Origin of the sequence: Ferrimonas lipolytica, assembly GCF_012295575.1 — a bacterium.
Classification (GTDB): domain Bacteria; phylum Pseudomonadota; class Gammaproteobacteria; order Enterobacterales; family Shewanellaceae; genus Ferrimonas; species Ferrimonas lipolytica.
On sequence record NZ_CP051180.1, the window covers coordinates 3,248,122 to 3,262,787 of the forward strand.

Below are 14,666 nucleotides of genomic sequence, written 5' to 3' on the forward strand. Positions count from 1 at the left end.
TTGATACAAAGCCAAAAAAAACCGCCTCTAAACAGAAGCGGAAAAAGAATCTTTCTTGCAGGGAGATGATGAATCTAGTTAATAAGACGCCCCTAATTAGGGTTAGTTCCCTCGCCAGTGATTTTTTCTAAAACTTTTCAGACTATGAATTTCAGCCAAAAAAAAGCCACTTCAGAGAAGTGGCAAACTAAATTCAGTTAAGCAAGGTAGATGATGATGATGAATCTGTAAAATAAGACGACCTGCTGTTGAAAAAGTTCCAACGATTTTGCGATTATTTAAATAATTAGCCGGTTTCAAACTGGTATCACTCATCATCAACACTCGCCCGTTTCCGCTAGTACATACTGCTGCGATTTGGGGTTGTGCTGGCTCCCCCCTTAAATGCTGTCCCAATGCTCAACAATCTAGCCATTATCATCACAGCGAAAAAATCCATGGTGACGGACTGATCGTTGTTCAGCCAGATTTTTGGGGATTATAGGGAGGCCTGATCGCCTTAGGCTATCACTCAAACAAAGCGGAACTGTTTATCGATGCCGTCGTATTACTACCTGATTTGGGCGTATTGCCGCGTGCTACCGCAGATTTTAGCAACGAAGCGTGGTTGCATAACGCAGCGTTCTAGCTCCGTGAGGATTACTGCAGTCACTTTGTTGCTGGCAAAAAAAAGCCACCTCTAAAAGAGATGGCAAACAATGTTCAGTAAAACAAAGGAGATGATGATGAATCTATTAAGTAAGACGCTGTCCACTCCAGAAAGTTCCAACCCCAGGAAAAAAATTTCTCTAATTTTTCGACATGAAGATAACCAACTAAATTAGCTAGTTTTCTAATTATCTTCAGCTCGTTCACCAAGGCATATTTGTATTGCACTATGCTTACCGGCAAAAAAAGCTGTGTCACAGTTAAGTGTTGAGGTTTATATCAAGCCTTCGGCTCTACCGATTGCAGTACTCTTAAGGGGTTATGTCGCGGTGGCGACGGCCCCCAAAGGGGCAAAAGGTCGACCACGGTAGTGCTTTGCCCTTGTATCAAAACTCGCCTAACCGGTGCTTTAACAACATTGGACAGAACAACACTCAGTTGATACACAGGCAAAAAAAAACCACCTCTAAAAGAGATGGCAAACATTGTTCAGTAAAACAAAGGAGATGATGATGAATCTGTAAAGTAAGACGCGAACCGATGATAAAAGTTCAAACTTTTTCAAAAAATCTTACTGTCACTGTCTGTCGTCACTACTTTGCCCAAAGCCAACACAAAAAAGGGCTGTGTCGTAGTTAGCTGTTGAAGTTTATCTTAAGCCTTCGGCTTCACCGATTTCGGTGCTTTTAGGAGACTATGTCGCGATTCTTGTATGCATTAGAGGGGGATCTTCGCCCCTTTGGAATCCCCCTTTGCCTTAGGTCGCAGTCCAAAACGCTTCGCTGAACTGCTCCAATGCGGCAGAAGATCAATAGCGCTAGTGCTTTACTCTTGTATCGCGATTCGCCTAGCCAGTGCTTTAACAGCCTTGGAAAGAGCAACACTTAATTGGTACACAGCCAAAAAAAGGGGGAGAACCAATCCCCCGAGTGTTCAGCGATCAAACACACTAGCCTCGCAGAAAGAACTGGTACGCCGGACTGTCAGTCACTTCGCGCCAATCAGGATCAATAGTGGTTAAGCACTCGGCAAAGCTGGCGCCATCGAGATCACCAAGTTCCATCCCCAACAACACCCGCCCTGTAGCGGCGCCATGATTGCGGTAGTGGAACAACGAAATATTCCAGCGGCCGCCAAGCTTACTCAAAAATTGCTCCAAGGCACCGGGGTGTTCGGGGAAATGAACGTGGAATAGACGTTCGTTGAGGTTCTGCGGCGGCACTCCGCCCACCATATAGCGAACATGTAGCTTGGCGGTTTCATCTTTAGACAGATCTTGATGATGATAACCGGCGCTAGTTAGGCTATCGCTCAACGCTGCCAACTCAGAGGGTTCGCCTAGTCGCAATCCAACAAACACATTGGCTTGTTCACGGCTACTTAAGCGGTAGTTAAACTCAGTAATGGCACGCTTGCCGAGCAAACGACAAAACTCTAAGAATGCCCCTTTGCGTTCTGGAATGGTGACCGCTAGTACTGCCTCTTTGCCTTCACCTAATTCACAGCGCTCAGAGATATAACGCAAGGTATGGAAGTTGATATTGGCACCGGAAAGGATCGCCGCCCATTGCTGTGATGGTAACTCACTATGCTGCTGAGCATAGCGTTTCATCCCAGCCAAGCTCAGTGCTCCGGCAGGCTCGGCGATGGCGCGAGTGTCTTGGTAGATATCTTGGATGGCAGCACAGATCTCATCAGAATTCACGGTCACCACTGCATCGACGCAGTGCTTAGCTAAATCGAAGGTGTGGGTACCAATCCGCTTCACCGCCACACCATCAGCAAACAAGCCAACACGATCGAGGTCAACCGGATGTCCCGCCGCCAGCGCCGCCTTTAGGCAAGCCGCATCCTCTGGTTCCACACCGATGATCTTAATGTGCGGCGCTAACGCCTTAATGCACGCAGCGACACCGGCAATTAAGCCACCGCCACCCACCGGAATAAACACCGCGTCAAGGTCGCGCTTTTGTTGCAACAACTCTTGGCCAATGGTGCCTTGGCCAGCAATAACCGCTTCATCATCGAAAGGCGGTACCATGGTGTAGCCTTGCTCCGCTGCCAAGCTTTGCGCGTGGCTATATGCTCGATCAAAGCTGTCGCCATGCAGCACAACTTCACCACCATAACCTCGAACCGCCCCCACCTTAATCTCTGGTGTGGTGGTCGGCATGACGATGATGGCACGAATCCCAGCTTGCTGCGCGGCCAAGGCTAGCCCTTGGGCATGATTACCTGCCGATGCTGCTACTACCCCCGCCTGCCGTTGCGCCGTAGTCAGGCCATGCAGTTTGTTGTAGGCACCACGCAACTTAAACGAATGGACCGGCTGCTGATCTTCTCGTTTAAGTAGTACCTGATGACCAAGTCGAGCAGAGAGCTTTGGCAATGGGTCTAAACTGGTGCGTTTGGCCACATCGTACACCGGTGCCAGCAAGATCTGCCTCAGCATATCCTGCATCAACTCTTGCGCAGTGCGTTCCGGTTTCACGTTCGACAGCGCTAAGGCGTTCATTTGAGCATATCCTGATTGCGCACCGCGCCTTTATCGGCACTGGTGGCCAGCAACGCATAAGCTTTCAATGCGGGCGAGACCTGACGATCACGCTTAGGTAAGTAGGTGCAAACCCGCTTACGCTCTGCCAATACCTCAGCCGCAACACAGTGTTTGATACTGCGGTTAGGGATATCGATATCGATAATGTCACCATCCTCAACCAACGCCAAAGGACCACCACTGGCGGCTTCCGGCGAAACGTGGCCGATAGATAAGCCCGAGGTACCGCCGGAGAAACGGCCATCGGTGATCAAGGCACACTCTTGCCCTAACCCCATCGATTTCAGGTAGCTGGTTGGATAGAGCATCTCTTGCATGCCAGGTCCGCCTTTTGGACCTTCGTAGCGGATGATCAACACATCACCGGCGTTGATCTGTTTCGACAAAATGGCGTTAACCGCATCATCCTGACTATCGAACACCCGCGCTGGGCCTTTAAAGGTTAAGCAACTGTCCGGTACACCGGCGGTTTTTACTACCGAGCCGTTTGGCGCCAGATTACCCGACAATACCGCTAAGCCCCCCTCCTGGCTGTAGGCGTTGTCCATACTGCGGATACAACCTTCAGCACGATCTTGATCGAGGCTATCCCAGCGGCAACTTTGACTGAACGCCTTAGTGGTTCGTATGCCCGCAGGACCAGCTCGGAAAAAATCCGCGGCTTGGGAGTTTTGATCCACATCCCAGCGGCTTAACACATCCGCCAGCGACGTTCCGGCGACATGAGGCACGCCGGTATGAATCAAGCTACCTCGAGCTAACTGCCCCAGCAACGCCATTACACCACCAGCACGGTGTACATCTTCCATATGGTATTTCGGTGTTGCCGGCGCCACCTTGCACAGGTTTGGCACTTCACGGGACAGAGCATCGATGTCAGCCATGTCAAAATCGACTTCAGCTTCTTGTGCTGCAGCCAGCAGATGCAAAATAGTATTGGTTGAACCGCCCATGGCGATATCCAAGGTCATCGCATTCTGGAACGCTTGTTTAGTGGCAATGTTACGGGGCAAAGCAGTGGCGTCTTCCTGCTGATACCAACGCTGGCACAGATCGACAATACGCGTACCGGCTTCCAAGAACAGCCCTTTGCGATCTGAGTGAGTCGCCAACATCGAGCCGTTACCTGGCAGCGATAAACCCAGCGCTTCTGTTAGGCAGTTCATTGAGTTGGCGGTAAACATGCCAGAGCAGCTGCCACATGTCGGGCAAGCGCTGCGCTCAACCTGATCCGACTGCTCATCAGAAACATTAGGATCGGCTGCTTGCACCATCGCATCAACCAGATCGAGCTTAATGATCTGATCCGACAGCTTGGTTTTACCCGCTTCCATTGGTCCGCCAGAGACGAAGATCACTGGAATATTAAGCCGCAACGCCGCCATCAACATGCCTGGAGTAATCTTGTCACAGTTAGAGATACACACTAATGCATCAGCACAGTGGGCATTAACCATGTACTCCACTGAATCAGCAATCAGTTCTCGGCTTGGCAGCGAATACAGCATGCCGCCGTGACCCATGGCAATACCATCGTCCACCGCAATAGTGTTGAATTCCTTGGAGACACCACCCGCTTCAGCAATGGCTCCGGCCACGAGATCACCCATATCTTTTAAGTGCACATGCCCCGGCACAAACTGGGTGTAGGAGTTAGCAATGGCGATGATCGGCTTGCCAAAATCATCGTCGGTCATGCCGGTGGCACGCCACAAGGCGCGAGCGCCGGCCATATTACGGCCGGCGGTGGAGGTGGCTGAGCGGTACTTCGGCATCTTTAGTTTCCTTTGCGCAATGACATCAACAGTGGCTACTACAACACCGTAGCGGCGGTGTGCGCTTCAAAGCTTTGTTCACAATCTTGCTGTGGCGCGACGTAATCGAGCCAACCCCATTTGTCTTCAGTACTGCCATCAAACAGGCCAAAGAACAGCTGCTGAATCTGCGCGGTGATCGGGCCTCGTTGGCCATCGCCCAGCTCGATACCATCAACACTGCGTACCGGAACAATCTCAGCGGCGGTGCCGGTCATAAACAGCTCGTCAGCTAGATAGAGAGCTTCACGAGCGATCGACTCCTCTTTCACTTCCAAGCCGTTATCGCGAGCAAGGGTGATGATGGTGTCGCGGGTGATCCCCGGTAAAATCGCAGCGGTGGTAGGTGGGGTAATCAATACACCGTTTTTAACTACAAACAAGTTTTCACCAGCGCCTTCGGAGATCTGACCGTTGATATCCAGTGCAATCCCTTCGGCGTAGCCGTGGCGCTTAGCTTCGCCAGAAATCAGTTGCGAAGATAAGTAGTTACCACCTGCTTTGGCGCCGGTCGGCATGGTATTGGCAGCCAGACGATTCCAGCTAGAGATACACACGTCAACGCCCTGCTCGATGCTGTCAGCACCTAAATAGGCATTCCATGGGAAAGCGGCAATCATCACTTCCGCTTCGCTGCCCAATGGCACATTCAGGCCTAAACCAACGTTGCCATAGAACGCCAGTGGGCGAATGTAAGCGCTGTCCAAGCCGTTGTTGTAAACCGCATCACGACAAGCTTGATTGATGGTGTCTTGGTTGTAAGGGATCGGCATACGGTAGATTTTGGCCGAATCGAACAAACGCTGGATGTGCTCTTCCAAGCGGAAAATCGCACTGCCCTTAGGGGTATGGTAAGCGCGGATCCCTTCAAAAACGGATGAACCGTAATGCAGCGCGTGGCTCATAACGTGGATTTTGGCATCGGCGAACGGCATAAACTCGCCGTTAAACCAGATCTGTTCGGCTTGATTCACTGAAAACTCCTCGCAGCGTACTGCTTATCCATGTGCCGCAGCTTTGGTGTGCTGCGTATCGGCCATCGTGGCCAGTCGACAAGTATTTACGTCGATCAGCTTATCAAGTTGGCGGGTCAATTGGTCAATTGGTCGCTCACTATTTACGGTCACTTCCATGCTGCTGATAGCGTTACCTAACTCCATCTGCATGTTAGCCACGGTAAAACCACGGTGACGAGTTACACGCAACACGCGCTCCATTACTTCTGCGCTGGGGTTCATCTCGATGTACAAAGTATGCTGTGTCATTGTTGTTGCTCCATCATCTCGTCATTGGAGGCGCCAGGCGGCACCAAAGGCCAAACGTTTTCTTTCTCTGAAATCGACACGTGCAGTAAAAACGGCCCTTCGGCTGCTAACAACTGCTGCAACGCAGGTTCTACTTGATCACGATGCCAAATATGGCGACCGGGAATATCGAATGCTGCCGCCATGGCAACAAAATCGGGGTTATCAGACAGGTTGGTTTCGCTGTAGCGCTCTTCAAAGAACAGCTCTTGCCACTGCTTCACCATGCCTAAGCGCTGGTTGTCTAAGATAATGATCTTTACCGGTACCTTCGCGCGTTTGATGGTGGTCAACTCCTGCACATTCATCATGAATGAGCCATCACCACTCACCAAAATAGAGGTATCGTCAGGACGGGCTAACTGGGCACCAATCGCCACTGGCAGGCCGAATCCCATGGTTCCTAATCCCGCCGAAGATAGGTGATTATTAGGCGAATCAAACCACATGTGCTGCGCTACCCACATCTGATGCTGGCCAACATCGCAAGACACGACACTGTGTTCTGGCATGGTTTCCGCTAATCGTTTCAATAATGCTGGCGCAAAGATGTTTTCCCCTGGGTAGTCGTAACGAGGAGCACAATCCGCCGCCATCTGCTCGCAGGTCGCACGCCAATCACTGATGTCGTGTGGTAACGGGTTGCTCATCGTCGGTAACAGCTTGCGTAGGTCACCACTGCAAGAAACCAATGCTTCACGACGTTTGCCAATCTCCGCGGGATCGATATCCAGATGGATAACCTTGGCGTTTGGTGCAAAGGCATCTAACTTGCCGGTTACACGGTCGTCAAAGCGTGCCCCTAATACAATCAACAAGTCACACTGCTGTACGGCACCATTGGCGGCTTTGTTGCCATGCATGCCCAACATGCCTAAGTAACCTGACGTGTTTTTTGGCACTGAACCAATTCCCTTTAAGGTCACTACCGATGGGATCCCAGTTTGGCGAATAAACTCACGCAGCTCTGCCACCGCATCGGCCATGCCAACGCCACCGCCAATATATAAAAGAGGCCGCTGCGCCTGCTGTAACATCTGTTGCGCTTGCTCTAACTCAAAGGTGTCGTTAGCCGCTTCAGCTAAATTTGGCTTGGCCGCTTGATAACTCACCAAGGCTTGCTGCACATCTTTTGGGATATCAACCAATACTGGCCCAGGACGGCCCTCTTGAGCGATAGCAAACGCCTTGTGCAGGATTTCACACAGCTCTTCCGGTTTTTGCACCAAAAAACTGTGCTTGGTGCAAGCCAACGATAAACCCAACAAGTCGATCTCTTGGAAGGCATCAGTACCAATGGCGGCGCGAGGAACCTGACCGGTGATAGCTACCACCGGAACAGAATCCATCATCGCATCTGCCAAGGCGGTGATTAGGTTGGTCGCACCTGGACCTGAGGTGGCAATACATGCCCCCACTTTGCCAGAAGAACGGGCATAACCAATGGCAGCAAAGGCAGCACCTTGTTCATGGCGACATAACAGATGCTCTACTGGTGAATCCAGCAATGCGTCGTATACCGGCATGATGGCTCCACCAGGGTAACCAAAGACTTTAGTTACTCCGTGCTCTGTTAATGCGTGTACTACTGCCTCTGCTCCACTACTCATTGGTTTACTCTCCTCGATTCAACCATGGCATCCGAGCACGCAAATCTGCGCCTACGGCTTCGATTGGGTGGTCACAATCCGCTTTCTGTAAGCGACGGTAATTTTCGCTACCGGACTTATGCTCAGCAATCCACTCGCGAGCAAATTCACCGGATTGGATCTCTGCCAGTACCTTCTTCATCTCCTCTTTCGCGCGCCCATCAACCACACGTGGGCCACGGGTTACTGCACCATAAGCAGCTGTATCTGATACAAATTCGTGCATTCTGGATACGCCACCTTCATACAACAGATCCACAATCAGTTTCAGCTCGTGCAAACACTCGAAGTACGCCAACTCCGGTTGGTATCCAGCTTCGGTCAAGGTTTCCCAACCCGCCTGTACCAACGAAATAGCACCGCCACACAGTACCGCTTGTTCGCCAAACAGATCGGTTTCGGTTTCTTCTTTGAAGTTGGTAGTTAACACGCCACCGCGGGTACCGCCGATGGCATCGGCGTAGGCCAGTGCTTTAGCGTGAGCATTACCGCTGGCATCCTGATGTACCGCCATCAAACACGGTACTCCAGCTCCCTTTTCATACTCGGTGCGAACTAAGAAACCAGGTCCTTTCGGTGCCACCATGGTTACATCGATTTCAGCGGAGGGTTTGATCAAGTCGTAGATGATGTTCAAACCATGACTGAACATCAGCATTGCGCCGGGCTTGATGTTTGGCTCTACATGCTCGCTGTAGATCTCTGCCTGCACCATGTCTGGCGTTAGCATCATCACGATGTCGGCGTCTCGTACTGCATCGGTAAAGCCAACTGGTTGCCAGCCTTCTTGCTCAGCCTGTTGCCAACTAGCACCGCCGGGACGAAGCCCGATCACCACATTGGCACCGCTGTCACGCAAGTTCAGTGACTGGCCGCGGCCCTGACTGCCGTAACCGAGTACGGCGATGGTCTTTCCTTCCAACAAGCTCGGATTGGCGTCTGCCTGGTGATACATCTGGGTCATTGTGGTGTCTCCATTCGTGATGACCTAAAAAACAAAAAACCCCGCGTCTTTCGAGGCGGGGTTTTTAGCGATTTGGTGGTTGCTAGCTTGTTCGTCGTTTGCTGCCTACCCAATCGCGTCCCCCGCCGGTGACGTTAATCACCACGGTAATTAGGACTAGGAGTAGGCTTGGCAAAGTCGGGAACATAAGTCTCTCGCAACAGTAATTAGGTAAAAAGTTTAGCTCATTTCTTGAGCGCCCTTTATTTCTAACACAAGGATTCATCCCCTGCAAAGATTTATTTGCAACAGCTCCAAAACAAGAATGTAACAATATGTTTCTGATATGCACCTGTGACTGTTCCCGTTTACTGCAGCGATTGTTATTCACTAATTAACCCGGCGGCTAACAGCGCCTTGGAGGCAATATGGGTCTTTCACGCGTACGAAGCCGAGGTCAACTTGGCATCGATGCCCCCTGCGTTACCGTAGAAACCCACCTTGGTGGTGGCCTACCCAGCTTTACTGTAGTTGGCCTCCCAGAGACCTCTGTGCGGGAATCACGAGAGCGAGTACGGGCGGCGTTGCAAACCGCAGGTTTCAATTTTCCAGTATCGCGGATCACCATCAATCTTGCGCCCGCTGACCTACCAAAACAAGGGGGACGCTTCGATCTTCCGATCGCCCTAGGGATCCTTGCTGCTTCAGCCCAAGTTCCGCCACAATCACTACACAATTGTGAATTTTACGGTGAATTAAGCTTAACCGGCGAGTTGCAACACGTTACCGGACTCCTCCCGGCATTGGTGGCAGGAGAACGTGCCAATAAGACCCTCTATATTCCATTGGCAAATCGTCATGAGGCGGCGCTATTACCCCACGCTAAGATAAGCCTAGTTACCGATTTGGTGTCGCTGGTTGCCCAGCTGCATGGCCAACCTGAACCTGCGCAAGTGTTGGCCGATGCTGGGCCACCTATTGATAGCGACAATGGCGATGACAGCCTTGATTTAAACCAAATCATCGGCCAACAACAGGCTAAGCGAGCGCTGGTCATTGCTGCCAGCGGTAACCATAATCTGCTGATATTATTTCCATGATGTTAAGTTATGAACTTTGATGATATTATCGACAATATCAAATCATTAAGGAATTGCCATTGTCAGAGTCCATCATAACAAAACATAAAACTGCGCATTTATACGCTCGATATTCAACTAAGATACAAGCAAAGGGTCACTCGAAACAACGACAGCTCCAGTCGTTCCATTCATATGTGGCAGAGACCAATATGTCGATTGGCAATGTTTATGTCGATGACGGCACATCTGCCTTTAAATCTGGTATTGAGCATCGTCCTGCATTGAACCAACTTCTTGATGACAGAGCTAAAGGACTTATTTCGGATGACGATCTAGTCTGTATTGAGGGCTTCGACCGCCTAAGTCGAAATCAAGTAGCAGATGCAGTTAGGTTGCTTCTAGATATCCTAGCAACTGGCATCAATATCATCACTCTGAACGACAGAATGGTTTTCACTAACCCTCCTGATATGATTCAGTTAATGGTGTCGATATTGCACCTATCAAGGGCTCACAGCGAATCTGAAGCCAAGTCGATGCGTTTGAGTGCAGTTTGGACAAAGAAACTTGAAGATGCTCGAAATGGTAAGGTCGTAACTCGACAAGTTCCAAAGTGGATTTCAGTTCAAGGAAATGGTGACTCAGCAAAGTATGTACTGAATGATCATGCTCCAACGATAAAGCGAATGTTCAACCTATGCATTGCAGGTTACGGAGTTTTAGCAATCTGCAAAGAGCTCAACAATGAAGGCATCTTGTCAACATCAGGGAAAGCATGGAACAAGACTAGCATTCGTAAGATATTACGTTCACGAGCCGCATTTGGTGAATGGGAATTCAAAGGCACGGTACTAGAAGGTTACTTCCCAGCAGTAGTGAATATGTCGACATGGCTTAGAGCGCAGAAGGCGATTGATGTTCGTAAGGCTACTCCTGATACTACAAAGCACACGTTAAAACACGTCGGAGACCTTGAAGGAAGTTCGAAGCCAAATCTGTTCAGCAAGCTAAGTTGCGGTCATTGTAATCGTGCATTCCGATTTGTTAAGGCAACACATAAATCAAATGCACGCTACCGATGTTCTGGTGTTGATATCGGAGTATGCACTTCAAAAGATATTAAGCTTCAGCAATTTGAACGACGGGTTCTAGCGGCGTTACTTGAAATGGACTGGTCTGTTGATAAAGATACAGGCACTACAGATATTGAATTGGCTGATACAATCGCAGAGTTAGAAGTTACTAATACTCAAATTCAAAGGACATCGGCCACGATTCCTATGTTGGATGATCCAACACCTGTAGTCGCTCGACTTAATGAACTTAATCAGCGAAAGGAGATGCTTCGAAATAAGAAGCAAGAGCTTGAATTGGCTACCATTAACTTAGGTGCTGATGACCTAATTGGCGGTATTGAAGAATTAGCTGATGTTACGGACTCAAACTTTGAAACCCGAATGTTGGTGGCTCAGAGAGTCTTAGATGTAGTGGAAAGTTTTAAGCTCACGGTGCATTCGACTGGTATCTTTGTGAATGTGAACCTTAGAAATGGAGACGTAAGGACAGTGACACTGAGTGTAAATGACTTGGATAATCCTGATATTGGAAACTGGCTAGTTTAGGCTGAAATGCGAAATTATTCTGAGTTTTGTTTATAACGCTGAATATTCAGGGTAATATAGTCTTATGTCAAAGCGCATTGGCATGAAGGCGGTAGCAGCGTCTGCCTAACGTACAGCAATGAAAACGTGAAAGCCGAAGTTTGTCTACTTGGAAGTTCAAATCTTCCCGAAAAAACGAACACTCGCAAGAGTGAAAAAACGATTAGCCTGAAAACACCAACTGAGAGGAGTAAGCCTATGAAACGAAAGTCGATTAGTAAGAAAACCAAAATGTTGCGTTGGGTCAAGGCGTCTGTTATCGCAATTTCGATGGGGTTATCTGGTTCACCCAGCCTTCAACCCAATGCGCTTTGAATTAACCTCTCTACTCACACCAACTTAGACGCTTACCACCACTGTATGGCCTTGATAAACCAGAACGGATTTGAATATCTGCTAGGGGTTTACCATCTAAATAGACATCAGCAACTATCCTAAAATACTTCCCTCGTTTCATATTCCGAAGCTCAATTACTTTAGCGCCACGGAGCAATTCGACAGTTAGTTGCTTCGCTTGTCTAGCAGCTATTTTTTCTGATTCGCATTTGCCTCGTATTTCAGGTGCATCGAAGCCATTGGCTCTAATTGAAATTCGCTCACCGATAATCGGAGGCCAACCATTGATGGATACTCGGAATGTATCGGCGTCATAAATTGAAGTAACCTCTGAAACAGTCGCTATACCGTAATTCTTCTCTGAAGCCAATGCCTTAGGTGTGCTTATCATTAGAGCCATTGCCAGAAATAACAGGATCGCTAGAGAAATAGCTTTGTTGCTTACTTGGTAGCTAATGGCTATGCATGTGACTTTATTTGTGACTTTATTTGTGACTTTGTATGTCTTGGTATTGGTCTTGGTATTGATGATCGTTAACTCCTTTTAAGATCGCTTCGGAGCCACTATATCATTTTCTTCGGCGGGTATTTGGATAGATTAGAGCGGTTGAGGGCCCCATCGGGTTAACCCACTGCGCGTGGATAATGCGTTTCTTTCTGGGCGTTATTCGGTACTGGTAATAAATTTGACGGTTGATGATGGCCGCAAGGCGTCATTGACTCGATTCGCTCAACAGTTATGCTGCTACAGCAACATCAAAATCGAGGATGCGCTTGACTGTATTAGCGTACCACTTACCCTTACCTGTAGTCGGTACTCCTAATCCATTCAGCATATCAGCGACTTGCGCCATAGTACGTTCGCCATTGTTGTACAGTGACTTCACTTGCGGTTGTAATTGAGCCATACGTTGCTGCTTCTGGTTGGTACGAGTCTGACGGCCTTTATCGCTGTCTTCAGTAGTCAATTTGCGCTTATGATTAGTTCGATTACCTGGTCGCTTACCACGAGCGATAGCAGCAAGAACACCGTCACTGATACGTTTGGCAATAGCGTCTCGTTCCCATTCAGCCATGACAGATAACATTTGAAGCATAGTCTTGTCAGCCTTCGGCATGTCAGCACAGATTAGGTCGTAGTTCTTGACGACTTTATCGACCATACCAACATCACGACTAAGACGGTCAAGTTTGGCAACTAACAACGTTGCGTCATGGGCTTTGCACATTTCGAGTGCCTTCGCCAACATTGGACGGTCATTCTTAGCACCAGATAGTTCTTCTTCAAACGTTGCCAGAATATGGTGTGGATTGTCGTTGAGGTACGACTTGATAATGCGGTCCTGCACTTCAAACGAATGAGTCTGACGCTCTTTGGTAGTCGACAACCGTTTGTAGATTACGTACTTCTGCTTTGGTGTTTGATGCTTGCGATATGCCATGTTCGATGTCCTGCTCCTATTCTGCTCTATAACCAAGTACCAGTTTTGATTACTGGAGTTTTGTTCGATTGTTATAAACATTTAGTTGATATAAACATTGTATATCAGAGGTCTCTGAACGTACAACGATACTGGAATTATTTTACTTTAATATCAATTACTTACATCGCAAGCGCAGCCGCTCAATTAGCTACCACCAGCAACGCCTTAGAAGGTTAACCAGGTTTCACGGTTCTGGATATTCTTATATATCATTTACTATTCTACGCAGGGTCACGCAGGGTTCAGTAACTTCAAAGCAAATAAAAGCCAGCATCCTGAATAGGAATACTGGCGATGTTAGAACGGAGCTGGTGAGGCTTATCACATTTGGTAATAACGGGATAAGGTCCATGTTTGGTTTTTTATGAACCCATCTATTCTGGGTATTTGTATGTCACTTGGTACGTCAATGTACTGTCATCGGTATCAGGTACATGGACTGTTGCAGTAAAGTAATTTTGTGATTGTTCAAATGGAAACTCTCCTGTCATTTTAGGAAATACTGCACCATTTGCCTTGAATGGCGTAATCTGGGTCACTGTCGTTGAGTGCTCGGAAATCGTATGGTAAGTACCGTTCAGTAGCTTCAATTTCCTTGCGACTATTTCGGTTCCTACTGGCAATCGAGAATGGATATTGACTGTTTGCCCGATTAGGGCATTGGTTTCGGCTCTGCTAGTTGGCAACGGAATGCCTCGTTCGGCTTCGAAACGTCTATGTTCTGCTTGAATTGCTTCGCCATGGATATCTGCTTCGAGTCGGTTAGCTGGTTGGAATGGTTTCGGCTTTGGTTTTTCAGTTGGTATGACGTCGCTTGGTGGTGGACTTAGTTCTGGTGACGTGACTGGCGGCAATGGACTCTTGTCGTTGAAGGTGGCGCGTAAGTCTCCGTCAAGTCCAGTTATCGGTTGGTGCTGTCTTTGGTGACGTGAAAGGTTAATCATGGGGTAATTCCTCGTTTGTGGGCGTATACGCTCTCTTTAGTACCGTACTGTACGTACGCGTTCTAGTACGTCCGCCCTTAGGGCTTAAGACGGTTTGGGATTGTTGAATTTACTGATTGAGCGTACGTCTGGGCATAGGATTGCTCAGTAAATGGCATTGTCGGAACTAACTGTTGGTCCTAGGACGTTCATCGGTGGTAATAGACAGCTTCTACACCTGAGTTTGCTAGTATGCGTACGTCTG

General features: G+C 48.7%; 11 protein-coding genes. 2 read left to right on the top strand and 9 right to left on the bottom strand.

Features of this window, described 5'->3' with window-relative positions; genetic code table 11:
• Window positions 1–1,597: 1,597 nt before the first annotated feature.
• From ilvA to ilvC, 6 genes are read right to left on the bottom strand one after another with little or no spacing between them, the layout of a single operon-like run.
• A complete protein-coding gene (gene ilvA / locus HER31_RS14795) occupies window positions 1,598–3,163 on the bottom strand; it encodes a threonine ammonia-lyase, biosynthetic (protein WP_168661641.1) in 1,566 nt (521 codons plus the stop codon).
• Window positions 3,160–4,980, bottom strand: a complete 1,821-nt coding sequence (gene ilvD / locus HER31_RS14800) for a dihydroxy-acid dehydratase (protein WP_168661643.1) — start codon at window positions 4,978–4,980, stop codon at window positions 3,160–3,162. Before ilvD ends, ilvA begins: the two co-directional genes overlap by 4 nt.
• Window positions 4,981–5,018: 38 nt before the next feature.
• Complete coding sequence (locus tag HER31_RS14805) at window positions 5,019–5,993, bottom strand: branched-chain amino acid transaminase (protein WP_168661645.1); 975 nt, start codon at window positions 5,991–5,993, stop codon at window positions 5,019–5,021.
• A 24-nt stretch (window positions 5,994–6,017) separates the two neighbouring features.
• Window positions 6,018–6,284, bottom strand: coding sequence for an acetolactate synthase 2 small subunit (gene ilvM, locus HER31_RS14810; protein ID WP_168661647.1), 267 nt, complete (start codon window positions 6,282–6,284; stop codon window positions 6,018–6,020).
• Entirely contained in the window at window positions 6,281–7,933 is a 1,653-nt protein-coding gene (ilvG, locus tag HER31_RS14815; RefSeq protein WP_168661649.1) for an acetolactate synthase 2 catalytic subunit, read from the bottom strand. Before ilvG ends, ilvM begins: the two co-directional genes overlap by 4 nt.
• A gap of 4 nt (window positions 7,934–7,937) precedes the next feature.
• Window positions 7,938–8,936: a ketol-acid reductoisomerase gene (gene ilvC, locus HER31_RS14820; RefSeq protein WP_168661651.1), complete on the bottom strand. Its 999-nt coding sequence runs from the start codon at window positions 8,934–8,936 to the stop codon at window positions 7,938–7,940.
• Window positions 8,937–9,343: 407 nt separating this feature from the next.
• Here ilvC and HER31_RS14825 point away from each other — a divergent pair, with 407 nt between their 5' ends.
• Window positions 9,344–10,015 carry a magnesium chelatase domain-containing protein gene (locus HER31_RS14825; protein WP_168661653.1) on the top strand — a complete coding sequence of 224 codons (672 nt, stop codon included), beginning with the start codon at window positions 9,344–9,346 and terminating at the stop codon, window positions 10,013–10,015.
• A 59-nt stretch (window positions 10,016–10,074) separates the two neighbouring features.
• Window positions 10,075–11,619 carry a recombinase family protein gene (locus HER31_RS14830; protein ID WP_168661655.1) on the top strand — a complete coding sequence of 515 codons (1,545 nt, stop codon included), beginning with the start codon at window positions 10,075–10,077 and terminating at the stop codon, window positions 11,617–11,619.
• 364 nt (window positions 11,620–11,983) lie between these two features.
• Here the strand turns inward: HER31_RS14830 and HER31_RS14835 are convergent, their stop codons facing one another.
• From HER31_RS14835 to HER31_RS14845, 3 genes are all read right to left on the bottom strand, one after another.
• Window positions 11,984–12,385: a thermonuclease family protein gene (locus tag HER31_RS14835; protein ID WP_202983566.1), complete on the bottom strand. Its 402-nt coding sequence runs from the start codon at window positions 12,383–12,385 to the stop codon at window positions 11,984–11,986.
• Between the two features lie 346 nt (window positions 12,386–12,731).
• Window positions 12,732–13,436, bottom strand: coding sequence for a recombinase family protein (locus HER31_RS14840; RefSeq protein WP_168661659.1), 705 nt, complete (start codon window positions 13,434–13,436; stop codon window positions 12,732–12,734).
• Window positions 13,437–13,852: 416 nt separating this feature from the next.
• Window positions 13,853–14,422 carry a hypothetical protein gene (locus HER31_RS14845; protein ID WP_168661661.1) on the bottom strand — a complete coding sequence of 190 codons (570 nt, stop codon included), beginning with the start codon at window positions 14,420–14,422 and terminating at the stop codon, window positions 13,853–13,855.
• Window positions 14,423–14,666 lie beyond the last annotated feature (244 nt).